The sequence below is a fragment of the Streptomyces sp. NPDC048277 genome, from assembly GCF_040652235.1.
Lineage (GTDB): Bacteria > Actinomycetota > Actinomycetes > Streptomycetales > Streptomycetaceae > Streptomyces.
Window position 1 is genome coordinate 24268 of sequence record NZ_JBEZLQ010000002.1, and the last position, 22845, is coordinate 47112.

General features: G+C 71.3%; 21 protein-coding genes and 1 pseudogene. 10 read left to right on the forward strand and 12 right to left on the reverse strand.

Annotated elements, in window-relative coordinates:
* Positions 1-113: 113 nt before the first annotated feature.
* Genes AB0D85_RS04830 through efeO form a run of 4 tightly spaced genes read right to left on the reverse strand, consistent with a single transcriptional unit; the run spans position 114 to position 4341 of the window.
* A complete protein-coding gene (locus AB0D85_RS04830) occupies positions 114-1049 on the reverse strand; it encodes a hypothetical protein (RefSeq protein ID WP_362313617.1) in 936 nt (311 codons plus the stop codon).
* A gap of 13 nt (positions 1050-1062) precedes the next feature.
* A complete protein-coding gene (gene efeU / locus AB0D85_RS04835) occupies positions 1063-1947 on the reverse strand; it encodes an iron uptake transporter permease EfeU (RefSeq protein ID WP_362313620.1) in 885 nt (294 codons plus the stop codon).
* A 3-nt stretch (positions 1948-1950) separates the two neighbouring features.
* The gene (gene efeB, locus AB0D85_RS04840; RefSeq protein WP_362313623.1) at positions 1951-3195 is read right to left on the reverse strand and encodes an iron uptake transporter deferrochelatase/peroxidase subunit; all 1245 of its coding nucleotides are present in this window, start codon (positions 3193-3195) and stop codon (positions 1951-1953) included.
* A gap of 9 nt (positions 3196-3204) precedes the next feature.
* Complete coding sequence (gene efeO, locus AB0D85_RS04845) at positions 3205-4341, reverse strand: iron uptake system protein EfeO (RefSeq protein WP_362313626.1); 1137 nt, start codon at positions 4339-4341, stop codon at positions 3205-3207.
* Positions 4342-4554: 213 nt separating this feature from the next.
* On the opposite strand from efeO, the gene AB0D85_RS04850 reads away from it, so the two are divergent.
* Positions 4555-5226, forward strand: coding sequence for a PhzF family phenazine biosynthesis protein (locus AB0D85_RS04850; RefSeq protein ID WP_362313629.1), 672 nt, complete (start codon positions 4555-4557; stop codon positions 5224-5226).
* Here the strand turns inward: AB0D85_RS04850 and AB0D85_RS04855 are convergent, their stop codons facing one another.
* The 3 genes from AB0D85_RS04855 to AB0D85_RS04865 form a co-directional block, all read right to left on the reverse strand.
* A complete protein-coding gene (locus AB0D85_RS04855; protein WP_362313632.1) occupies positions 5227-5409 on the reverse strand; it encodes a hypothetical protein in 183 nt (60 codons plus the stop codon).
* Positions 5410-5470: 61 nt separating this feature from the next.
* Complete coding sequence (gene npdG, locus AB0D85_RS04860) at positions 5471-6190, reverse strand: NADPH-dependent F420 reductase (protein WP_362313635.1); 720 nt, start codon at positions 6188-6190, stop codon at positions 5471-5473.
* Positions 6191-6227: 37 nt separating this feature from the next.
* Positions 6228-7307 carry a sialidase family protein gene (locus AB0D85_RS04865; RefSeq protein ID WP_362313638.1) on the reverse strand — a complete coding sequence of 360 codons (1080 nt, stop codon included), beginning with the start codon at positions 7305-7307 and terminating at the stop codon, positions 6228-6230.
* Between the two features lie 80 nt (positions 7308-7387).
* Here AB0D85_RS04865 and AB0D85_RS04870 point away from each other — a divergent pair, with 80 nt between their 5' ends.
* Both AB0D85_RS04870 and AB0D85_RS04875 read left to right on the forward strand, forming a co-directional pair.
* A complete protein-coding gene (locus tag AB0D85_RS04870) occupies positions 7388-7987 on the forward strand; it encodes a hypothetical protein (RefSeq protein WP_362313641.1) in 600 nt (199 codons plus the stop codon).
* 123 nt (positions 7988-8110) lie between these two features.
* Positions 8111-9285: pseudogene (locus AB0D85_RS04875) on the forward strand (MFS transporter); the annotation flags it as partial.
* Between the two features lie 10 nt (positions 9286-9295).
* On the opposite strand, the gene AB0D85_RS04880 reads toward AB0D85_RS04875, so the two are convergent.
* The gene (locus AB0D85_RS04880) at positions 9296-9529 is read right to left on the reverse strand and encodes a hypothetical protein (RefSeq protein ID WP_362313644.1); all 234 of its coding nucleotides are present in this window, start codon (positions 9527-9529) and stop codon (positions 9296-9298) included.
* Positions 9530-9587: 58 nt separating this feature from the next.
* On the opposite strand from AB0D85_RS04880, the gene map reads away from it, so the two are divergent.
* Together map and AB0D85_RS04890 are read left to right on the forward strand one after the other, a co-directional pair.
* Positions 9588-10445, forward strand: a complete 858-nt coding sequence (gene map / locus AB0D85_RS04885; RefSeq protein ID WP_362313647.1) for a type I methionyl aminopeptidase — start codon at positions 9588-9590, stop codon at positions 10443-10445.
* Between the two features lie 134 nt (positions 10446-10579).
* The gene (locus tag AB0D85_RS04890) at positions 10580-11227 is read left to right on the forward strand and encodes a biliverdin-producing heme oxygenase (RefSeq protein ID WP_362313650.1); all 648 of its coding nucleotides are present in this window, start codon (positions 10580-10582) and stop codon (positions 11225-11227) included.
* Between the two features lie 15 nt (positions 11228-11242).
* Here AB0D85_RS04890 and AB0D85_RS04895 read toward each other — a convergent pair whose 3' ends face one another.
* Positions 11243-12043: a site-2 protease family protein gene (locus tag AB0D85_RS04895; protein ID WP_362313654.1), complete on the reverse strand. Its 801-nt coding sequence runs from the start codon at positions 12041-12043 to the stop codon at positions 11243-11245.
* A 147-nt stretch (positions 12044-12190) separates the two neighbouring features.
* Here AB0D85_RS04895 and AB0D85_RS04900 point away from each other — a divergent pair, with 147 nt between their 5' ends.
* Both AB0D85_RS04900 and AB0D85_RS04905 read left to right on the forward strand, forming a co-directional pair.
* Complete coding sequence (locus AB0D85_RS04900) at positions 12191-12652, forward strand: DUF6578 domain-containing protein (protein WP_362313657.1); 462 nt, start codon at positions 12191-12193, stop codon at positions 12650-12652.
* Between the two features lie 80 nt (positions 12653-12732).
* A complete protein-coding gene (locus tag AB0D85_RS04905) occupies positions 12733-16002 on the forward strand; it encodes a BTAD domain-containing putative transcriptional regulator (RefSeq protein ID WP_362313660.1) in 3270 nt (1089 codons plus the stop codon).
* A 22-nt stretch (positions 16003-16024) separates the two neighbouring features.
* Here the strand turns inward: AB0D85_RS04905 and AB0D85_RS04910 are convergent, their stop codons facing one another.
* The 3 genes from AB0D85_RS04910 to panB all read right to left on the reverse strand — a co-directional run bounded on the left by AB0D85_RS04910 (position 16025) and on the right by panB (position 18972).
* The gene (locus AB0D85_RS04910) at positions 16025-16840 is read right to left on the reverse strand and encodes an ABC transporter permease (protein ID WP_362313663.1); all 816 of its coding nucleotides are present in this window, start codon (positions 16838-16840) and stop codon (positions 16025-16027) included.
* Positions 16837-17844 (reverse strand): ATP-binding cassette domain-containing protein, encoded by a 1008-nt coding sequence (locus tag AB0D85_RS04915; protein WP_362313666.1) that lies wholly within the window; start codon positions 17842-17844, stop codon positions 16837-16839. Before AB0D85_RS04915 ends, AB0D85_RS04910 begins: the two co-directional genes overlap by 4 nt.
* A 249-nt stretch (positions 17845-18093) precedes the next feature.
* Complete coding sequence (gene panB, locus AB0D85_RS04920; protein ID WP_362313669.1) at positions 18094-18972, reverse strand: 3-methyl-2-oxobutanoate hydroxymethyltransferase; 879 nt, start codon at positions 18970-18972, stop codon at positions 18094-18096.
* A gap of 208 nt (positions 18973-19180) precedes the next feature.
* On the opposite strand from panB, the gene AB0D85_RS04925 reads away from it, so the two are divergent.
* The 3 genes from AB0D85_RS04925 (at position 19181) to AB0D85_RS04935 (ending at position 22767) form a co-directional block, all read left to right on the forward strand.
* On the forward strand, positions 19181-20779 hold the full coding sequence (locus tag AB0D85_RS04925; RefSeq protein ID WP_362313672.1) for an MFS transporter: 1599 nt from the start codon (positions 19181-19183) through the stop codon (positions 20777-20779).
* Between the two features lie 111 nt (positions 20780-20890).
* Positions 20891-21529 carry a TetR/AcrR family transcriptional regulator gene (locus AB0D85_RS04930; protein ID WP_362313675.1) on the forward strand — a complete coding sequence of 213 codons (639 nt, stop codon included), beginning with the start codon at positions 20891-20893 and terminating at the stop codon, positions 21527-21529.
* Between the two features lie 185 nt (positions 21530-21714).
* Positions 21715-22767, forward strand: coding sequence for an endonuclease/exonuclease/phosphatase family protein (locus tag AB0D85_RS04935; RefSeq protein WP_362313678.1), 1053 nt, complete (start codon positions 21715-21717; stop codon positions 22765-22767).
* Positions 22768-22845: the final 78 nt, after the last annotated feature.

A 22845-nucleotide genomic window follows, 5' to 3' on the forward strand; every position in this document is an offset into this window, starting at 1 on the left:
ATGTGCGGCTCCGCCGCGGGGCCGCGAGCGCCGTGGATCGTCTGCGGCGCCGTCGTGGCTGGTCGCGCAGTTCCCCGCGCCCCTGTCGGGGCCCTGCCGAACCTCAGAACTGGCTACGACCCCTCCGCGGACGTCATCCCCTGGATGCGGCCCAGGATCGAGACCTTGCCCGTGCCCGCCGGGTCCAGTGCGACCTGGTTCGAGACGAACTGCATGGTCAGCGACTGCTTGATCTCGCCCTTGGTGAGGGCCTGGACGTCCTTGTTGGGCGTCGGCACGGCGGTGCCGGCCGCCGCGGTCTGCTTGGCGTAGTAGCGGGTGGTGAAGAACACCATCGCCCCGCCGTCGGCGGTGCGCAGCGCGAGCGGCGCGTAGTCGCCGTTGGTGAGCGGCTCGTCGATGTACTGGGTCGCCAGGCCCGGCTTGGTCGACTTCTTGCGGTCCGCGCGCCAGCCGCTGGTGTGCGCGCCGTCCGCGAAGTCCGTACCGCCGCTCTTCAGGTAGTCGACGTACTTCAGGCTCAAGTCGCCGGGTACGACGGCGAGTTGGGCGCTGTTCGCCGGCACGGCCTCGGCCCAGCCGGCCTTGTCGGTCTTGAACTTCGGTACGGCGTCCGGCGCGACCAGCGTCAGATACGCCACCTGGAACGGCTCGGAGAGGCTGTTGCGGGTGAAGACCAGCACCCAGCGTTCGGTCCCGCCGATGTTGCCGTGCGCGTCGGCGACGAACCAGCGCGGCCAGCCGGCCTTCTTCGGGATGGTGAACTTCGCGTCGTCGAACTCCAGGTCCGTGTGGCCGGAGTTGCCGCCCGGGCTGTTGGCGTGCCCCGCCTTCAGGCGCGCGGAGTCGATGTCGGCGAGGGCGCCGGTCGTGTAGTCCGCGTCCAGGGAGCCGTCGTAGGCCTTGTCGGCCTTGTTGTACGCGTCCGTGAACTGCTTGAGCGCCTTGGCGGCCTCGGCGCGGGTGGTGGCGGGGAGCACCTCGCGCTCCCCGTGCACCACCACGCATCCGCTCGCCGTCATCGACAGGGCGGTCAGCGAGACCGCCATGAGTGCGTTCCGGTCACGCCTGCGGAGCCTTCGAGGGCCGCGATCCCTGGTCGTCAGGTGCGTCATCAGGTGCCTTCACCTTCCCCTTCCCGGAGGCGAACCCTACCGGGGCGAAGAAGAGTACGAGCGTCGGGACCAGGTACAGCAGCCACACCGTGACCTGGAACACGGTCGGGTCCGGCTGGAAGTTGAAGACGCCCTTCAGCAGGGTGCCGTACCAGCTGTCCGGCGGGATCGTGTCGCTGATGTCGAAGGCCTGGTTCGTCAGCCCCGGGATCCAGTCGGCCTCCTGGAGGTCGTGGAAGCCGTACGCCAGCACGCCCGCCGCGACCACCACCAGCATGCCGCCGGTCCAGGTGAAGAACTTCGCGAGGTTGATCCGCAGGGCGCCGCGGTAGAACAGCCAGCCGAGGAACACCGCGGTGGCGAGGCCCAGCGCCACGCCGATCAGCGGGCGCGGGGTGCCGTCGCTGGCCGCGTGCACGGACGCCCACACGAACAGCGCGGTCTCCAGCCCCTCGCGGCCGACGGCGAGGAACGCGGTGGCGACCAGCGCGCCGGTGCCCATCGCGAGGGCCGCGTCCAGCTTGCCGTGCAGTTCCGACTTCAGGTGCCGGGCGGTGCGCCGCATCCAGAACACCATCCAGGTCACCAGGCCCACGGCCAGGATGGACAGCGACCCGCCGAGCGCCTCCTGCGCCTGGAACGTCAGTTCCTGGGAGCCGAATTCGAGCGCGCACCCGAAGCCCATGGCGATCAGCACCGCCACGCCGATACCGATCCAGATCGGCTTCAGGGCGTCCGTGCGCCCGGTCTTGACCAGATAGGCGATGAGGATGCAGACGACGAGCGACGCCTCAAGGCCTTCGCGCAGGCCGATCAGATAGTTGGAGAACACGGTTTACGCCTCCTCGCTCAGCAGTGTCCGGCCCCACCAGTCGTCCTCGTCCCGGACGCCGGGCGGGACGGCGAAGACGGCCGAACCCACGTGCTGGATGTACTCGTTGAGCGCGTCGGACGCGGACAGCCTGCGCTGCAGCGGGATGAACCCCTTGCGCACGTCCCGCATGTAGGCCAGGAAGAACAGCCCGGCGTCGAGCCGTCCGAGCCCGTCGGTGCCGTCCGTGAAGGAGTAGCCCCGGCGCAGGATGGTGATCCCGCCGTTGGAGTCCGGGTGCGCGAGGCGCACATGGGCGTCGGGCTTCATGGCCTTCAGGAACGGCTCGTCGTGCTCCTTCGCCTTCCCGACGGGGGCACCCTCGCCCTTGTCCCGCCCGAACACGTCCTCCTGCTCCTGGAGCGAAGTCCGGTCCCAGGTCTCGATGTTCATGCGGATGCGCCGGGCGACGAGATACGACCCCCCGGTCATCCAGTCGGATCCGTCCCCCTCTCCCGCCCACACGAACTTCTTCAGCCGGTCGGTCTCGGTGCCCGCGATGTTGCGGGTGCCGTCCTTGAACCCCATGAGATTGCGCGGGGTCTGGGCGTCCGGAGTGGTCGACGAGGTCTTCCCGAAGCCGAGTTGGGACCAGTGGATGGCGACCTTGCCGAAGCCGATGCGGGCGAGGTTGCGGATGGCGTGCACGGCGACCTGCGGATCGTCCGCGCAGGCCTGGATGCACAGATCGCCACCGGTACGGGACCGGTCGAGATTGTCGCCGGGGAACTTCGGCAGATCGACGAGCGCGGCCGGTCGTTTCCCGGTCAGCCCGAACTTCTCGAAGAGGGACGGCCCGAAGCCGATGGTCAGCGTCAGCCGGGACGGCTTGAGCCCGAGGGCCTCGCCGGTGTCGTCCGGGGGCGCCTCGGCGAGCCCGCCGTACGCGCCCTCGCCGACCGCCTTGCCCGCGGTCATCCGCCGGGCCGCGGCCGTCCAGTCCTTCAGCAGCCGCCCGAACTCGGCGCGGTCGTCGGTCTTCACGTCGAACGCGGCGAAGTGCAGCCGGTCCTGGACGGGAGTTGCGATGCCGGCCTGGTGGGCGCCGTGGAACTCGACCGCGCCCCCGGCCTCGGCGGCCGCCGGGTCCATGTCGTCACCGGTCCGGGTCATCGCCACCGTGCCCCCGGCCGCGGCGGCCCCGAGCGCGAGCCCGGCCCCGCCCCAGCCGATGAGGGCCCGACGCGAGGGAGTCGTTTTCTCGCTCATGTCCCGCCCCTACTTCACCACGGCCGCGGCGAGCTTCGACAGCGGCTCCGCCAGGGCGTTGACCGCGTCGGACAGCTCCTTGCGCTGGTCCTTGGCGACCTTGTCGTACGACACGAAGTCGTACGACGTCCTGTCCGCCCGGTACTTGTCCAGCAGCGTGTCCAGCGCGCCGAACTGCTTGTCCAGCTCGGCGGTGAGCGACGGGTCGTTCTTCGACGCGACCGGCTTCAGCAGCTCGTACGCCTTCTGGGCGCCCTCGACGTTCGCCTTGAAGTCGCTCAGGTCGGTGTGGGAGTAACGGTCCTCCTCGCCGGTGACCTTGCCGGTGGCGACCTCGTCGAGGAGCTCCTTGGCGCCGTTGGCCATCGAGGTCGGGGTGATCTCGGCCTTGCCGACCCGCTTCTGCCAGTCCTTCAGATCGGTGACGAGCTGGCCGGCGAGGACCGCCTCGGTGGCGCCGATCTTCTTGTCGGCCCAGAGGGCCTTCTCCAGCCGGTGCCAGCCGGTCCACTTCTGGCCCTCTTCCAGGCCGTCCGCGCGGGTGTCGGTCTTCGGGTCGATGTCACCGAAGGACTCGGCGATCGGCTCGGTGCGCTCCCAGCCGAGGCGGGAGGGGGAGTACGCCTTCTTGGCGGCCTCCAGGTCACCGGCCTTGACGGCGTTCGCGAAGGTCTCGGCGAGCGGGACGGTGGCGTCGGCCTGCTCCTGCGCGTACTCGCGGTAGTCGGCGACGGCCTTGTCGAGCACCGGGTTGCGCTTGGCGACGGTGCCGGAGCCGGTGACGGTCAGCTTCTGCCGGACGCCGTGCCCCTTCATTCCGGGCCGGCAGGCTATCTCGTACGAGCCCGCCTTCACCTCGGCGGTCAGCGTGTACTTCGTCCCCGGCCCGATGTTCTCCTTCTCGGAGACGATCCGGTCGTCGGGGAAGAGGATCTCGACCTCGGTGGCCTTGGAGCCCTTGTTCTCGATGGCGAGCGTGACGTGCCCGGCCGGAACGGACTTGGTGGACGTCTCGCACCTGGAGTCGGCGGCGGTGACCTGGATCGCGTCACCGTCCTTGGCGTCGCTCTTCGCCGTGCAGGCCGGGAGGGCGGTCAGGGCGGCCGCGGTGGCGGCGGCGGTGACGGTGAGTCGGACGGCACGCATGCAGGCTCCAAGCGAGGGTGGTGTGGTGAGGCTTGCCTAACTTACCTGAGGCTTACCTCACTCTTACCCATGCGGGTCGTGATTCATCGGACACGGATAGATCACAGACGCGGCTTGATATCGACGACTCAAAGTGGACGTCAAGGGAGAGTAAAGGGCGGGTCAAGGGGTATCGCGCGGCTCGGCCGCCGCGCCGAATGCTTCAATGCCGGGGTGACTGACTACGACGTGCTGCGTGTCTTCTGCGCGGCGAACGGCGGATACGGCAACGAGCTCGGCGTCGTCCGCGACGGCTCCGTGCTGCCCGAGCGCGAGGACCGGCAGGCGCTGGCGGCGAAGCTCGGGTTCAGCGAGACCGTGTTCGTGGACGACCCCGAGCGCGGGATCGTCGACATCTACACCCCCACCCTGCGGCTGCCCTTCGCCGGTCATCCCTGCGTCGGCACGGCCTGGCTGCTGGACGTGCCCGAACTGGTGACACCGGCCGGCGTGGTCGGCGCCCGCCTCGACGGGGAGTTCAGCTGGATCGAGGCGCTCCCGGAGTGGGTCCCGCCGCGCACCCTGCGCCAGTACGCCACGGCCGCCGAGGTGGACGCGCTGCCCGTGCCGCCGCCGGGGGAGTGGATCTACGCGTGGGCCTGGGAGGACGAGGCGGCCGGGCGGGTGCGGGCGCGCGGCTTTCCCGGCCGTGACGACGGCATCCGGGAGGACGAGGCGACCGGGGCGGCGGCGCTGCTTCTCACCGACCGGCTGGGCCGGGCCCTGAACATCACCCAGGGCAGGGGTTCGCAGATCCTCACGGCACCGCAGCCGTACGGCTGGGTGGAGATCGGCGGGCGGGTCCTGCTGGAGGGCGAGGAGAGGCAGCCGCGGCTCGGCCTGTGATCAGCCGGTGACCGACTTGTCGGCGCGGCCGCGCTTCACGTAGTACCAGGTCATGTTGGACGACAGGCCCGTCAGCAGCACCCAGACGACGCCGATCGGCCAGCTGCCCTGGACGAAGGAGACGACGGCGGCGACGGCGGCGAGGACGCAGACGACCAGGGCGTACAGGGCTAGGCGGGGCATAAGTCGTTTTCCTGACGAGTGCGGGGGACACTGCTGGCGCCCACCAGTGTCCCCCATCCGCTCAGACGTCCGTGACGCGGAGCCCGGCGTGTGCCTTGTAACGGCGGTTGACCGAGATCAGGTTCGCGACCAGGGACTCCACCTGGTGCGCGTTGCGCAGCCGCCCCGCGAAGACACCGCGCATCCCGGGGATGCGCCCGGCCAGCGCCTGCACCATCTCCACGTCCGCCCGCACCTCGCCCAGCACCATCACATCGGTGTCGATCTCCTCGATCTCCGGGTCCTGGAGCAGCACGGCCGACAGATGGTGGAACGCGGCCGTCACCCGCGAGTCCGGCAGCAGCGCCGCGGCCTGCTCCGCCGCGCTGCCCTCCTCGGGCTTCAGCGCATACGCGCCCTGCTTGTCGAAGCCGAGCGGGTTGACGCAGTCCACGACCAGCTTGCCGGACAGTTCCTCGCGCAACGACTCCAGCGTCTTGCCGTGTCCGTCCCACGGTACGGCGACGATCACGAGGTCGCTGCGGCGCGCGCACTCGGCGTTGTCGGCGCCCTCGACACCGTGGCCGAGCTCGTCGGCGGCGGCCTGCGCGCGCTCGGCGGCCCGGGAACCGATGATCACCTTCTGGCCGGACCGGGCCAGCCGGTAGGCGAGGCCCTTGCCCTGCGGGCCGGTGCCGCCGAGCACGCCCACGACCAGTCCGGAGACGTCGGGCAGGTCCCAGGGGTCCTTGGCGGGGGCCTTCGCGGCCGCCGGCTGCTGTGCACTGTCGGTAGAGGTCATGGGCCGACTCTACGTCCGTGCCGGCGGCCGAACCCGGTCAGGTGAGCCGGTTCACCGGTACCCGCCGGAACGTGATCGTCGTGTACGCGCTGAAGTCGCCCGTCTCGTACAGCAGTCCGACGGTCGCCGCGTCGATCCGGGTCAGATCGGAGTAGGCGGCGGGCAGTCCGTCGACCGTGTACGCGGGCCGCCAGGTGGTGCCGCCGTCGGCGGAGGCGCGGATCGTCATCAGGGCGCGGAAGGCCGGGTCGGCGGGACCGGAGTACAACAGCACGTCCGGGTCGCGGAGCTGGAGGACACTGGCCTCGCAGACGGGCGCGGCGATCCCGGCCTGCGGCCGGAACGGCTTGACCAGCGTCCTCCCGCCGTCCTCCGAGTGCGCGTCGGCCCGGTTCCCCGGCGCCGGGGAGTCGTTGCGCGTATTGAAGTAGACGCGTCCGTCGGGGAGTTCGGCGGCGGTGGTCTCGTTGACGTTGATGTACCCGTTGGTGTTCTCGTCGAGGTACCCGAGGTACCAGGTCTCCCCGTGGTCGTCGCTGAGCAGACAGTGCCCGCTGTTGTACTTCCCCTCGGTCCCGTTGTCGGTCCCGGCCGGCGGAAGGCTGTGGTTGCCGGGTACGACGACCCGCCCGGACCGCAGCTGCAGGCCATGCCCGGGGGTCGTGGCGTACCACCGCCACCCGTCCCTCTTCACGGACTTGGTGATCTCCTTCGGGACGGACCAGGTCACCCCGTCGTCATCACTGTGCTGCACCCACACCCGCCGCCCGTCCGCGTCCGACACCCGCCCGCGCAGGATGGCGTCCTCGGTGGCGGAGGCGGCGCTGCGGACGTGGACGAGCAGGATCCGCCCGGTGTCGAGGACGACGGGGGCGGGGTTGCCGGCGAGATCGGTGCCGTTGCCCGCCGCGACCTGCAACGGCCCCCAGGTGCGCCCCCCGTCCCCGGACCGCTTCAGCACGATGTCGATGTGCCCGTAGTCGGCGGAGGAGTTGACCCTCCCCTCGCAGAAGGCGAGCACGGTGCCCGTCCGGGAGACCACCACCGCCGGGATCCGGAAACTGGCGTAACCCTCTGTGCCCGCGCGAAAGGGAATGCTTGCTTCTACGTCGCTCATGGGCCGCGTTCTCCCCGGGTCGGGCGAATTCGGGGTGAACTCCGCGTCACGAGTGGCCGATTGCGGCAGTATGCGGGGGCATGGACGCCGTACGGGTCGCGTTGTTGCGTGAAGTGCTCGCCGGGACCGAGTGGTTGGGGGCGACGCGGAGATTCGCGGGTGCGCTGCGCGGCTCGGTGGTCACCCACGGCGGCGGACTGCTGCTGCTCGGCACCCCGGACCACGAGCCGTGGCATCTCGCCGCGCACCTGGTGGACGAGGCGGCGTGGTCCGGTACGCCGGAACTGGCGCCGACTCTCGTACGGCACGACGCGCGCCCCACCGACCCGGCGCACCTGGCCGTGGGCCCCGGCCGTATCGAGGCGGCTCGGCGCGGGGAGACCCTGCTGGTCGTGGCGCCGGGGGAGTCGGCACCGCTCCTGGAGCACGTCCACACGGCCCGCCGGGCCGGGGTGACGGTCCTGGCGCTCTCCACCACCGCCGACGACGCGCTGACCACGCTGGCCCACGAGACGCTCACGGTCCCCGAGGGCGCGGAACTGGACCTGGACACGGTCCAGCACCTGGTCAGCGCCGCGACCGGCGAGAACGGCCCGTCCCCCCGGGGGCGCCGCCGCTTCAGGGACCGCCTGGCCACCCTGGCGGAAACACTGACGGCACCGCCTCCGACCCCTTGGTGATCTCCCACCCGCCTTCGGCAGCAACGCGCCCTGAAGGGGCGCGGGGAACTGCGCGACCAGCCCCCACCGGGCCGCACCCGGGCGAAAACCGTTTGCTGCCGCCGAGCGCAGCGTTCAGCATGGCTCACCGGTTCCGCGGCCGCCGTAGGGGCCATCGGCGCCGTCGAGCTGCTTCCGCTCATCCTCTTCGGGCTGTACGGCGGCGCCCTCGCCGACGCCCTCGACAAGCGCACGCTGATCGTCCGGACCGAGGCCGGTCAGGGCCTGCTCAGTGCGGGGCTGCTGGTCAACGCGCTGCTGCCGCACCCCGCCGTATGGCCGCTGTACGTCGTCGCCGCCCTCTCCGCCGCCCTAGGGTCGGTCCAGCGCCCGGCCCTCGACTCGCTCTGGCCGAGGATCGTCGCCCACGACGACCTCCCGGCCGCGGCGGCCCTCAACTCGTTCCGCTGGACGGTCGGCGGCGTCGCGGGCCCCGCCGTCGCCGGCCTGGTCGTGGCGTACGCGGGGCTCGGCGGTGGGGGTCCCCCCATGCCCTTAAGGCTATGGGGGAATACGGCGCCGATCTCCTCACGTTCCTGGTCTCCGTCGTCCTGATCGTCCCCATCGCCGCGTCCCCCGCCTCCCACGAGGCCGCGAAGCCCTCCCTGCGCTCCATCGCCGAGGGCGCCCGCTATGCGTGGAGCCGCAAGGAACTCCTCGGCACCTACGCCGTCGACCTCGCGGCGATGTTCCTGGCGATGCCGCTCGCCGTACTCCCGTTCCTGGCCGACGAGTTGGACGCGGAGTGGTCGCTGGGGCTGATGTACGCCGCCGTCCCGGCCGGGGCCCTCGTGGTGAGCCTGGTCAGCGGCTGGACGGGCCGCGTGCGCCGGCACGGGCGGATGGTGGTGCTCTCCGCCGCGCTGTGGGGCCTCGCGATCGCCGCCGCCGGCGCCGTGGCGAACGTATGGCTGGTGCTGCTCTTCCTCACCGTCGCGGGCGGCTGCGACATGGTCAGCGGGATCTTCCGCGGCGCCATGTGGAACCAGACGATCCCCGACGAGCTGCGCGGCCGCCTCGCCGGGATCGAACTGCTGTCGTACTCCGTGGGCCCGACCCTCGGTCAGGTCAGGGCCGGTGGCATGGCCGGATGGCTCGGCGTACGGGCGTCCGTCGGCGCGGGCGGCCTGCTGTGCACGGGTGCGGTCGGCCTGCTGGCCCTGTGCCTGCCCGCCCTGATGTCGTACGACGCGCGGACGAACGAACACGCCGTACGCCTGCGCGCCAGCCGCACGGCCGCCGCCCCCACTCAGCCCTGATCAGCCCCGTTCAGTCCTCGTCCGCGGAGTCCCCCGCCGGCGCGTCGTGCCACCGCGGGTCGTTCTCCCACTGGAGGTTGCGCTCCCGCGCGCTCTCCATCGCGTGCTCGGCCTCCGCACGCGTGGCGTAAGGGCCGAACCGGTCCTTGGCGGGGCACTCGGGGCCCTCCTCGACCTTCTTGTGCTGCAGGCAGTAGTACCACTCGCCCGCCTTCGCGACGGTCCGCTTCTTGAACAGGGCCATGACCGGCTCCTTTCACCATCCACATGTTCCCCCATGCCCGCTGGTTAGACTCGCTGGCATGTCTGGCCAGTCGCTGCTCGTACCAGGGGAGCTCTCTCCCACCCGTTCGGTACCCGGAAACATCCGCCGCCCCGAGTACGTCGGCAAACCCGCGCCGACCCCGTACACCGGGCCCGAGGTGCAGAACCCGGAGACCATCGAGGCGATGCGGATCGCCGGCCGTGTCGCCGCGCAGGCGATGGCCGAGGCCGCGAAGATCATTGCGCCGGGGGTGACCACCGACGAGCTCGACAAGGTCGCGCACGACTACATGTGCGACCACGGGGCCTACCCGTCCACGCTCGGCTACCGGGGCTTCCCCAAGTCCCTGTGCACCAGCGTCAACGAGGTCATCTGCCACGGCATTCCGGACTCGACCGTGCTCCAGGACGGTGACATCGTCAACCTGGACGTGACCGCGTACATCGGCGGGGTGCACGGCGACAACAACGCGACCTACCTGGTCGGCGACGTGGACGAGCAGAGCCGGCTCCTGGTGGAGCGGACCCGGGAGTCGCTCGACCGGGCGATCAAGGCGGTCAGGCCGGGGCGGCAGATCAACATCATCGGCCGGGTCATCGAGTCGTACGCCAAGCGCTTCGGGTACGGGGTGGTGCGGGACTTCACCGGCCACGGCATCAACTCGTCGTTCCACTCCGGGCTGATCATCCCGCACTACGACAGCCCGCACGCGACGACCGTGATGCAGCCCGGGATGACCTTCACGATCGAGCCGATGCTGACGCTCGGGACCCACGACTACGACATGTGGGACGACGGCTGGACCGTCGTCACCAAGGACCGCAGGCGGACCGCGCAGTTCGAGCACACGCTGGTGGTGACCGACACCGGCGCGGAGATCCTCACCCTGCCGTAGCGGTCCCGTGACCCCGCCCCTGCCGGGGCGGGGTTTTTCTCGTACGCTTTTACCGACACTCTGTCGGTAACTTTACCGACGAAACGTCGGCAAGGCGTTGACTTAGGTAAGCCTTACCTTAGAGGATGTTGCCCATGGACTCCTTCTCGACACTCATCCGCACCGCGTCCCACGAACAGCATGTGGAGGCGGAGACCTCGACGTTCATGAGCGACCTGCTCGGCGGCCGGCTGGGGGTGGCGGCGTACGCGCGCTACACCGAGCAGCTGTGGTTCGTGTACGACGCGCTGGAGGGCGGCGCCGCGCGGCTGACGCCGGACCCGCTGGCCGGGCCGTTCGTGCGGCCCGAGCTGTTCCGGCTGGCGGCGCTGGAGCGCGACCTCGCGCATCTGCGCGGGCCCGGGTGGCGGACGGGGCTCACGGCGCTGCCGGCGACGCGGGCGTACGCGGCGCGGGTGCGGGAGTGTGCCGAGGACTGGCCCGGCGGCTACCTCGCCCACCACTACACGCGCTACCTCGGCGACCTCTCCGGCGGCCAGATCATCCGCGACCGGGCCGAGCGGACCTGGGGCTTCGCGCGCAAGGGCGACGGCGTCCGCTTCTACGTCTTCGAGGACATCGCCAACCCCGCCGCCTTCAAGCGGGGCTACCGCGAACTCCTCGACGCGGTGGACGCCGACGACCTGGAGAAGCAGCGCATCGTGGCCGAGTGCAGGCGGGCGTTCGCCCTGAACACCGCGGTGTTCAGGGCGCTGGGCGAGGAGTTCCCGCTGTCGGCGTGAGGGGGCGGGGGAGGGTCAGCCGACGGCGGAGCAGTACTCGTTGGTGCCCTGCCAGAAGCGGTAGAGCTCCTGGCCGCAGTACTGCGAGAGGTCGTCGACGCCCAGTCCGCGCAGCAGCGCGTCGATCACGTCGAAGAACGCGCTGTTGATCGACGGCACCCACAGCAGTGCGAACACGAACAGCAGGCCGAACGGGGCGAACGGCTCCACCTGCCGCTTGATGTTGTACGACAGCCAGGGCTCGATCACGCCGTAGCCGTCCAGGCCCGGCACCGGCAGGAAGTTCAGGATCGCGGCCGTGACCTGGAGCAGGGCGAGGAAGGCGAGGGCGAACCGGAAGTCGGCGGGGACGCCGTCCAGGGCGTGCAGCCAGAACGGGGCGGTGCAGACGGCGGCGAACAGGACGTTCGTCAGCGGGCCCGCGGCCGAGATGAGGCTGTGCCGCCAGCGGCCGCGGATCCGGTTGCGCTCGATGAAGACGGCACCGCCGGGCAGACCGATCCCGCCCATGATCACGAACAGCACCGGGAGCACGATGCTCAGCAGCGCGTGCGTGTACTTCAGCGGGTTCAGGGTCAGATAGCCCTTCGCGCCCACCGTGATGTCGCCGCCGTGCAGGGCGGTGCGCGCGTGCGCGTACTCGTGCAGGCAGAGGGAGACGATCCAGGCCGCCGTCACGAACAGGAACACGGCGACGCCGGGCTGCTCGGCGAACCCGGTCCAGGTCGCCCACCCGGTGACCGCGGTGACGGCCAGGATCCCGACGAACACGGGACTGACCCGGCGGTCGCTGTGGCGAGTGGCGGCGGTGGTCATGGGCAGGGCTCCTGGAGGACTGGGGCGGTCGACGCGGGTCCGACCGTACCCGGCGCGGCGGAAAAACGCCTCGGGTGCTGGGGAAATACCTCTCGGCGCAAGTGAAAACGGATCGCGACCGGCGTTCGGTTCCTGGAAGCTGGGGCGATGCCACTGCTGAAGGTGTTCTACGAGGACTGGCAGCTGGAGTGCTGCGGCACCCCGTTCGCGGTCGGCGACGAGGTGGCCTGGAAGCTGGTCGCCTACGGGGCCGCGGCCACGCGGGAGAACGCCGGGTACGGCGCCGAGGCCTGGGTGGAGAACCACGGCGGACCCGACCGCCCCACGGCCGGGCGGGTGCACGCAGTCCGCCTGGTGCACGAGGAGTACCGCTTCCACCGGCCCGACCCGGTGCCGGCGGCGCCGGGGGAGGGGCTCGTGATCCGGGGCACGGGCCGCGGCCTGGAACCGGTGCCCGGGACCGTCACGCTGGAGCCCGCCGACAGCTGCCCCCGGTGGTTCGGGGAGGTGGACCGCGGCACGGTGGACGGCCTGGGCCGGGTCCGCCGCACCTGCGGCGCCCTGGTCACGCTGGACACCCCGGACACCGCACACGTCCTGCGCCCCTGACGGCGGCGGGCGTGCCCTTCCGGTGGCGCGACACCCCCGCTGTCGAAACCCCGTGACCGTCACTGGCGTCCCCAGGGAGAATGGACCCCGTGCGCTACCGGATCCTCGGCACCACCCAGGCACTCCGTCCCGACGGCACGGCCGTCCCCGTGGGCGGGGCGCGGCTGCGTGCCCTGCTGACCGTGCTCGCGCTGCGGGCCGGGCGCGGGGTGCCCGCCGGACTGCTCGTCGACGAGGTCTGGGGCGAGGAGCCCCCGGCCGACGCGAGCGGCGCGCTGCAGGCGCTGGTCGGCCGGCTGCGGCGGGCGCTCGGCGCCGGGGCGATCGAGTCCACCGAGGGCGGCTACCGGCTCGCCGCCGCCCCCGACGACATCGACCTGCACCGCTTCGAGCGGCTCACCGGCGAGGGCCTGCGCGCCCTCGCCGACGGCGACCCCGCCAAGGCGGCGACCGTCCTCGACGACGCCCTCGGCCTGTGGCACGGCCCGGCCCTCGCCGACCTGCCCGACCGCACCGCCGAGGCCGCCCGTGTCGACGTCCGCCACCTGGACGCGCTGCGCGCCCGCCACACCGCCGGCCTCGCCCTCGGCCAGGCCGAGCAGTCCCTGCCCGAGCTGATCGCCCTGTGCGACGCCCACCCCCTCGACGAGCCCCTCCAGGCCCTGCGCCTGCGCGCCCTGCACGGCACCGGCCGCACCGCCGAGGCGCTGGCCGCCTACGACGACGTACGCCGCCTCCTCGCCGACCGCCTCGGCTCCGACCCCGGACCCGAACTGCGGGCCCTGCACGCCGAGTTGCTCGATCCGGCGGCGGCCGTGGCGGAACAGCCGTCCCGGCCCGGCAACCTGCGCGCCCGGCTCACCTCGTTCGTCGGGCGCGAGGCCGACATCGAGGCCATCCGGGGCGACCTCGGCGCCGCCCGGCTGGTCACCCTGCTCGGGCCCGGCGGGGCCGGCAAGACCCGGCTGTCGCAGGAGGCCGCCGAGACCGTGCGCTACGCCGCCCGGGACGGGGTGTGGCTGGCCGAGCTGGCCCCCGTCGACGACCCCGCCGGCGTCCCCGAGGCCGTGCTCAGCGCGCTCGGCGCCCGCGAGACCGTGCTGTACGGCGCCGGCGCGGAGACCATGCGGGCCGCGGCCGACCGGCACGACGACCCGGTCGAGCGGCTCGTCGAGCACTGCGCCCGGCGCCGGATGCTGATCGTCCTCGACAACTGCGAGCACGTCGTCGACGCGGCGGCCGACCTCGCGGCCCGGCTCCTCGAACGCTGCCCGGACCTGACGATCCTGGCCACCAGCCGCGAACCCCTCGGTGTGCCGGGGGAGTTGCTGCGGCCGGTGGAGCCGCTGCCCGAGCCGAAGGCGCTCCGGCTGCTCGCCGACCGGGGCGGCGCGGCCCGGCCCGGCTTCACGGTCGACGCCGACGAGGAGACCGCGGCGGCCTGCGCCGAGATCTGCCGCCGCCTGGACGGACTGCCCCTCGCCATCGAACTCGCGGCGGCCCGGCTGCGGTTGCTGACACCCCGCCAGATAGCCGACCGGCTCGACGACCGGTTCCGTCTCCTCACCTCCGGCAGCCGTACCGTGCTGCCCCGCCAGCAGACCCTGCGCGCGGTCGTCGACTGGTCCTGGGACCTGCTCGACGCCGGCGAACGGGACGTCCTCGGCCGCCTCTCCGTCTTCGCCGGCGGCTGCGACCTGGCCGCCGCCGAGGCGGTCTGCGGCCCCGCCGCCCTCGACGCGCTCGGCTCTCTGATCGACAAGTCCCTTGTCGTGGCGGCCCCTTCGGGCGAGGAAGGGATGCGCTACCGGCTCCTGGAGACCGTCGCCGAGTACGCCGGGGAACGCCTGGACGAGAGCGGTGAGCGGGCCGCCGCCGAGCGCGCGCATCTGACGTACTTCCGTGAATTCGCCCGTACCGCCGAGCCGTTGTTCCGCGGCCCCGGCCAGCGGACCGCCATGGCGCGGCTGCAACTGGAGTACGAGAACCTGCGCACCGCGCTGCGGCACGCGGTCGCCGTGCGGGACGAGCAGGAGGCGCTCTGCCTGGTCCACTCCCTGTTCCTGTACTGGCAGCTGCACGACCAGCGCATCGAGACCCGCACCTGGTGCGCCGACGTCATGGCCCTCGGCCCGGACCCGTTCGCCACCCCGGTCCGCCGCGCCGAACCGGTCTGGCGGCGCTGCGTCGACACCCCGCCGCCGTACACCGGAGAGGTCCTCGCCGAGGCCCGGCGCGGTGTCCATATGGCCCATCTGGCCTGCATGGACACGGAGTTGGACGCCTGGCAGACGCCTCAGGCGCAGGACAGGCTGCGTGCCGTCACCCAGGTCTACGAGCCGGGCCTGCCGCAGACCTGCCGCGCCCCCGGCATGTTCTGGTTCTTCGCCGTGATGCTGACCGGCGGCATGGAGAGGCTGCGGGTCATCCTCGATGCCAATGTCGACACCTGCCGCCGGACACCCGGGTACGAGTGGGAGCTGGCCGGCTCGCTCGCGATGCGCGCCAACCTGCTGGCCAACCGCACCGCCTGGGCGGCCGACGCCACCCGCGACGCCGACGAGTCCCTGGACATCTTCCGCCGCCTCGGGGACGACTGGGGCGCCGCCGAGGCACTCTCCGGACGCGCCGAGTCCCGGGAGCGCCGGGGCGACTGGCAGGCGGCCGCCGTCGACTACCGGGCCGCCGTCGAGTGCGCCGAACGGCTCGGCGCCCGCGCGCAGGTCGCCGTGCTCAGCGCCCGCCTCGGCAGCGTCCTGATCCAGAACGGCGAGACCGAGCGCGGCGAACGGATGCTGCGCGAGGTCATCGCCGGCAACGACGGCGGCACCAACGAGGCGATGCCCGCCGCCCGGCTCTTCCTCGCCAACTGGCTCGTGCTGGAGGGCCGCGTCACCGAGGCGCGTCTACAACTCCGCCTGCTGCGCGAGGAGTTCAAGATCGCGCACTTCGTCGTCTTCGACGCCCTGATCCTCACCCAGGAGGCCTGGGTGGACGCCCTCGAAAGCCTCCACGCGGACGCCCTGGACAAGCTCCGGCAGTCCCTGCGGCTCGCCTCGGACCCGTTGACCGACGCCATCACCCCGCATCTGCCCTCGGCCTGCCTGGTCGTCGCCGCGGTCGCCCTGGCCGGCGCCGACGGGGGCGCCCGCGCCCGGGACGCCGCCCGCTGCCTGGGCGCCGCCGACGCCCTGCTGCCGCACGGCCACGTCCTCGTCGGCATGGAGCGCACCGTACGCGACCGGTCGGAGGCCGGGGTCCGGGCCGCCCTCGGCGACGACCGGGTCTACGAGTCCGCATACGCCGAGGGCGGTGGCCTCTCCCTCGCGGAGGCCACCGCCCTGATCTGATCCGCTGTGCGCGGCGTCGACGTCAGGCCTTCGTACGGAACTTGTGGATCGCGTACGGCGCCGCCACCGCGGTGATCGCCACCGACCAGCCCAGCGTCACCCACAGGTCGTGTGCGACCGGGCCGCCCACCATCAGTCCGCGCGCCGCGTCGGCGAGCGTGGAGAGCGGGTTGTAGTCGGTGAAGGACTGCAGCCAGCCCGGCATCGAGTTCGTCGGCGCGAAGATCGACGAGCCGAACTGCAGCGGGAACAGCACCAGGAACCCCATCGCCTGCACGGACTGCGCGTTCTTCAGGATCACGCCCAGGGTGAGGAACACCCACATGATCGAGGAGGCGAACACCGCGGACAGGCCCACGGCGGCGAACAGCCCGGCCCAGTGGGTGATGTGGAACCCGACCAGCACGGCGACGATCATGAGCACGGCGGTCGCGAACAGCATCCGCACCAGTTCCACCGAGATCTTCGCGAACAGCACCGAGCCGCGCCCGATCGGCAGCGACCGGAACCGGTCCATCACGCCGGAGTTGAAGTCCTGGCTGAACCCGGTGCCGACACCCTGCGAGAGCGTCATGCTCATCATCGCGATCATGCCGGGGATGACGTACTGGACGTACCCGTCCTGGCCGCCGCCCAGGGCCTGCCCGATCGAGCCGCCGAAGACGTACACGAACAGCAGCGTGAAGACGACCGGCATCAGCAGCGCGTCGAACATGGACTCCGGGTCCTGCCGGATCCACAGCAGGTTGCGGCGGATCAGGGCCCCGGTGTGCCGCAGATGCCCGCGCAGCGGGATCCGGGCGTCGGCGGCGGCGGGGGTGGTGGCGACGGCGCTCATACGGCGACCTCCTCGCGGGAATCGGCGGGTGCGGCCTTCTGCGGGTCACCGGCACGGTGGCCGGTGAGGGACAGGAACACCTCGTCCAGGCTGGGCAGTTCGGTGGTGATGGAGCTGATGGTGATACCGCGCGCGGTGACCGCGCCGACGACGGCGGTGAGCTGCTCGTCGCTGAGGATCGGCACCAGCAGGGTGCCGCTCTCGGTGTCCACGGTGGTGGAGGCGAGCCCGGTGATCCCCAGCTCGTCGATCATGACGGCGAGCGGCCGCATCTCCAGCGGATCGACCGGCCGTACGCGCAGCGTCCGCCCCCCGACCTTCGCCTTCAGCTCCTCCACCCGGCCGTTCGCGATGACCTTCCCGTGGTCCACGACGGTCAGCTCGGAGGCGAGCTGCTCGGCCTCCTCCATGTACTGGGTGGTCAGCAGCACGGTCACCCCGTCGCCGACCATCGCCTTGACCTCGGCCCACACCTCGTTCCGGGTGCGCGGGTCGAGACCGGTGGTGGGCTCGTCCAGGTACAGCACCTGGGGGTGCCCGATCATCGAGGCGGCGAGGTCGAGCCGCCGGCGCATACCACCGGAGTAGGTGCTTGCGGGGCGCTTGGCGGCGTCGGTCAGCGAGAACCGCTCCAGCAGTTGGTCGGCCCGGGCCCGCGCGTCCTTCCGCGGCAGGTCAAGGAGCCGCCCGATCATGTACAGGTTCTCCCAGCCGGGCAGCTTCTCGTCGACCGAGGCGTACTGCCCGGTCAGCCCGATCACCCGGCGCAGCTGGCGGGGCTGGCGGAGCACGTCGTACCCGGCGACGGTCGCTTCTCCCGCATCCGGCTTCAGCAGCGTGGACAGAATGCGTACGAGGGTCGTCTTGCCGGCCCCGTTCGGTCCGAGCACCCCCATCACGGTGCCCTCACGGACGTCCAGATCAACTCCGTCGAGCGCCTTGGTGTCGCCGTAGTGCTTCACCAGCCCCCGAACGGACACGGCGTAGTTGTCGATTCGCGTCATGGGAAGAACCGTGCCAGCCCCCGCCGACAAACCACCGACAGCCCGCCTACACCCGCCGACAACCCGGTGACATCCAGGCGTGAAAAGCGGCAGCCGGCCCGCCGACGGGGGAAGATCGGCGGACCGGCCTCGGTGTTTCCGCAGTGGCTCTGGACAGCGCCCCGCTAGGGGCGCGGGGAACTGCGCGACCAGCCACGACGAAGCCGTCAGCCGAACGACGGCCCATCGCGGCTCGTCCAAGCGGCGCGCTCAGTGCACGGAGTGCTCCTCCAACGGGAACGCCCCGCCCACGACGTCCTCGGCGTACGCCCTCGCCGCGTTGCCCATGACCTCGCGCAGGTCCGCGTACTTCTTCACGAACTTGGGGACCCGGCCGGAGGTCAGACCCAGCATGTCCGTCCAGACCAGGACCTGCGCGTCGGTCTCGGGGCCCGCGCCGATGCCGACCGTCGGGATGTGCAGCACCCGGGTCACCTCGGCCGCCAGCTCCGCCGGGACCAGCTCCAGGACGACCGCGAACGCGCCCGCGTCCTGGATCGACTTGGCGTCCCGCAGCAGCTGCTGGGCCGCCTCCTCGCCGCGGCCCTGCACCCGGTAGCCCATCGCGTTGACGGACTGCGGGGTCAGGCCGATGTGCGCCATCACCGGGATGCCGGACTCGACGAGCAGCCGGATCTGTTCGTGCGACCGCTCGCCGCCCTCCAGCTTGACCGCGCCGACGCCCGCCTCCTTCACCAGCCGGGTCGCCGAGCGCAGCGCCTGCACCGGGCCCTCCTGGTAGGAGCCGAAGGGGAGGTCGCCGACGACGAGGGCGCGCTGCGTGCCGCGGACCACGGCCGCCGACAGCATCGTCATCTCGTCCAGGGTGACGGGCACCGTCGACTCGTACCCGAGGTGGCAGTTGCCCGCCGAGTCGCCGACCAGGAGTACCGGGATCCCGGCCTCGTCGAAGACGGAGGCGGTCATCGCGTCGTACGCGGTGAGCATGGGCCACTTCTCGCCGCGTTCCTTGGCGAGGGCGAGGTCGCGGACCGTGATGCGGCGGGTGCCCTTCCCCCCGTACAGCGTCCTGCCGCTGCCGTCGGAGGGGCTGTTCTGCACAGTCTGGGCAGCCGGAAGCTGCGTCATGACAACGGCTCCTTCAAGTCATCTCGAGGCACCCTGACGGTGTCCCCGGACCGGTTCCATGGTGGCACTTCGTGCCGTCCTCGGCCAGGGGACCGCCATGTGATCCATCGAGCACGGCCGCGCACCGTGCGGCCCGCTTCCGTAAGGCCTGGGTAAAGGAATTCAGATACGAGACGGTGCCGTATTGAAATGGGCCTAGGCTCGACCCATGACAACTCCTGCCGACCACGCTCCACCCGGCCCCCGGATACCCGAGGAGGTACACCGGCGCCGCTGGGCGATCCTCGGCGTACTGATGCTCAGCCTGCTGATCGTGGTGCTCGACAACTCGATCCTGAATGTCGCGATCAAGACCATCTCCACCCCGGCCCCCACCGGCCTGGGCGCCACGCAGAGCCAGCTGGAGTGGGCGATCAACGCCTACACCCTCGTCTTCGCGGGCCTGCTGTTCACCTCCGGTCTCGTCGGCGACCGGCTCGGCCGCAAGAAGGTGCTGATCGGCGGACTCGTCGTGTTCGGCGTCGGCTCGGCCCTGGCCGCGGAGTCCGGCTCCGCGGACCAGCTGATCGCCTACCGCGCCCTGATGGCCCTCGGCGCCGCCTTCGTGATGCCCGCCACGCTCGCCGTCCTGATGAACGTCTTCGAGCGCCAGGAACAGCCCAAGGCCATCGGCATCTGGGCCGGCGGTGTCGGCCTCGCCATCGCCATCGGCCCGATCACCGGCGGTGTGCTGCTCGACCACTTCTGGTGGGGCTCGGTCTTCCTCATCAACGTACCGATCGTGATCACCGCGCTCGCGCTGATGCTGTGGCTGGTCCCGGACTCGCGCGACCCGCGGCCCGGCCGCCTCGACCCCGTCGGCGTGGTCCTGTCCGTCGTCGGCCTCGTCCTGCTCGTCTACGGCATCATCAAGGGCGGCGAACTCGCCGACTTCACCGACGCCAAGGTGCTCGCCACCATCGCCGCGGGCGTCGTCGTACTCGCCGCCTTCGTGATCTTCGAAGCGCGCAGCGACCACCCGTCCCTGGACGTCGGCTACTTCAAGAACAAGGTCTTCTCGGCCGCCATGGCCGCCATCGCGCTGGTCTTCTTCGCGCTGATGGGCGTGACCTTCTTCTCCGTCTTCTACACCCAGAGCGTGCGCGGCTACTCGCCGCTGCAGTCCGGTCTGCTGCTGCTCCCGCTGGCCGCCGCGCAGATGATCTTCGCGCCGCGGGCCCGCCTCGTGGTGGAGCGGATCGGCAACAAGGCCACCACCGCGGGCGGCCTGGTGCTGATGGCCCTCACCCTGGGTGCCTTCGCCACCTTCGAGGCCGACACGCCCATCTGGATCCTCGAGATCGTCTTCTTCCTGATGGGGACCGGCATGGCGCACATCATGACGCCGACCTCGGTCGTCATCATGCAGGCGCTGCCGCGCGAGAAGGCCGGTTCCGCCTCCGCGCTCAGCAACACCTTCCGCCAGGTCGGCGGCGCCCTCGGCATCGCCGTCCTCGGCTCGGTGCTCTCCGCGTCGTACCGCAACGGCATCGAGGGCAAGCTCGGCGCGCTGCCGCCCGGGCTGCGCGAGACCGCCGGCGAGTCCATCGAGGCCACGCTGGGCGTCGCCGGGAAGCTCGGGGCGCAGGGCAGGGCCCTGGTCACGCCCGCCAACGACGCCTTCCTGCACGCCATGCACCTGACCGCCCTGTGCGGTGCCGGCGTCGCGCTGCTCGGCGCCGTCGTCGTGACCCTCTTCCTGCCGGGCAGGCCGCCGGCCGGCCAGAAGGGCGAGCGGGAACAGGAGCTGGTCGCGGCGGGGGAGTGAACCTCCGAGAGAACAACCGGGCTGACGGCCGGGTGAACGACCGAGTGGCCACTACGGGGTGAGGCGGCGGCTGCGGGAGAATTCCCGCAGCCAGTGAGAGGACGGTACGACGTGACGCTTGCCGACAGCCGACCGCGGAGCCAGGGTCCCGCCCGGGGCCGCCCCCGCAGCGAGGCGGTGGAACACGCCATTCTCGAAGGGGTGATGAAGCTCCTGGAGGACGGCGTACCGCTCGCCGAGCTGTCCATCGAGCGGATCGCCCGGACGGCCGGCGTCGGCAAGGCCACCATCTACCGCCGCTGGAACGGCAAGGACGAGCTGTTCGTCGACGTCATGCGCGCCGCCGAGCCCCCGGACCCCGAACTCCCCGGCACCTCCATGCGCGACGACCTCGTCGTCCTGCTGGAGTCGCTGCGGCAGCGCGGTCTGATGAACCGTTCGTCGGCGATCCTGCACAACGTCTACGCCCAGATGAAGAGCAGCCCCCGGATCTGGAAGGCCTATCACGCCAACGTGGTCAACCCCCGGCGCGCGCTCGGCATGGAGGTGCTGCGCCGCGGCCAGCAGAACGGCGAACTCCGCGCCGACATCGACCTGGACGTGGCCAACGACATGTTCACCGGCCCGATGCTGCTCAGGGCCATCCTGCGCCCCGAGGCGGAACTCCCCGAGGGCCTGGCCGAACAGATCGTCGATTCGGTGCTGGACGGTCTACGCCCCGTCAGCTCGCCCGAGTCGCCCGAGCCGTAGGCCGGGAGTGTGCGCGTTTCGTCACAGTGCGCGCCGACCCGCCGGTAACCGGAACCCCCGCCATCGGCTTGTTCGTCATCGTCTTGCGTACGGCCGTCATGTGACGGCGGGATCGGAGCCCATCATCCCCTAGGGTCGTACACCGGGGGACGACGGTGTGCACGGCAGGTTGTGAGGCAGGCGGTATGGCGCAGCAGGCGTACATGACGGAGACGGACAACGGAGGCTCGGGACCCGAGCGCCGGGGAGACCGGTTCCGACGCCTGGTGAACCGCTTGCTGTCCGGCTGGCGCGACGATCCCCGCATCTGGCGCCGGGGCGTCGTCACCGCGGTGGTGGCGCTGCTCCTCGCCGGGGTGATGCTGCTGCACTCCCGCATCCCCAACCGGATCGGCAACCTGGGCAGTCTCACCGAGACGTTCCTGCCCTGGCTGGGCCTGCTGATCCCGGTGCTGCTGCTGATCGGCGTCCTGCGCAAGTCGGCGACCGCGCTCATCGCCGTGGTGCTCCCGGCGATCGTCTGGCTGAACCTGTTCGGCGGACTGCTCACCGACAAGTCCGGCACCGGCGGCGACCTCATGGTCGCCACGCACAACGTGAACGCCGAGAACCCCGACCCGACCGGTACGGCCGCGAAGCTCGCCGCGTCCGGCGCCGAGGTGGTGGCCCTGGAGGAGCTGAAGGCGACGGCCGTACCGACGTACGAGAAAGCGTTGGCGTCGACGTACAAGTACCACGCGGTCGAGGGCACCGTCGGCCTGTGGAGCAAGTACCGCCTCACCGGGGTGAAGGCCGTCGACATCAAACTGGGCTGGACGCGCGCGATGCGCGCCACGGTCGCCACACCGGACGGCCCCCTCGCCGTCTACGTCGCCCACCTCCCCTCGGTCCGGGTGAAGCTGAACGCCGGGTTCACGGCCCGGCAGCGGGACACCAGCGCGGACGCGCTCGGCGAGGCCATCGCCGACGAGACCCTGCCCCGGGTGATCCTCCTCGGCGACCTCAACGGCACGATGAACGACCGCTCCCTCAACGCCGTCACCTCGCAGATGCGCTCCACGCAGGGCGCGGCGGGCAGCGGCTTCGGGTTCAGCTGGCCGGCCTCGTTCCCGATGGCCCGGATCGACCAGATCATGGTCAAGGGCGTGGAGCCGGAGAGTTCCTGGACCCTGCCGAAGACCGGCAGCGACCACCTCCCGATCGCCGCACGTGTGAACCTGACCACATCGGGTTCGTAAAAACCCCTGGTCGGCGCAGCATTGTTCCCCATGCCAGGACAATCGGACACCGCGCCGTAACCTGTCGGAATACTTGGG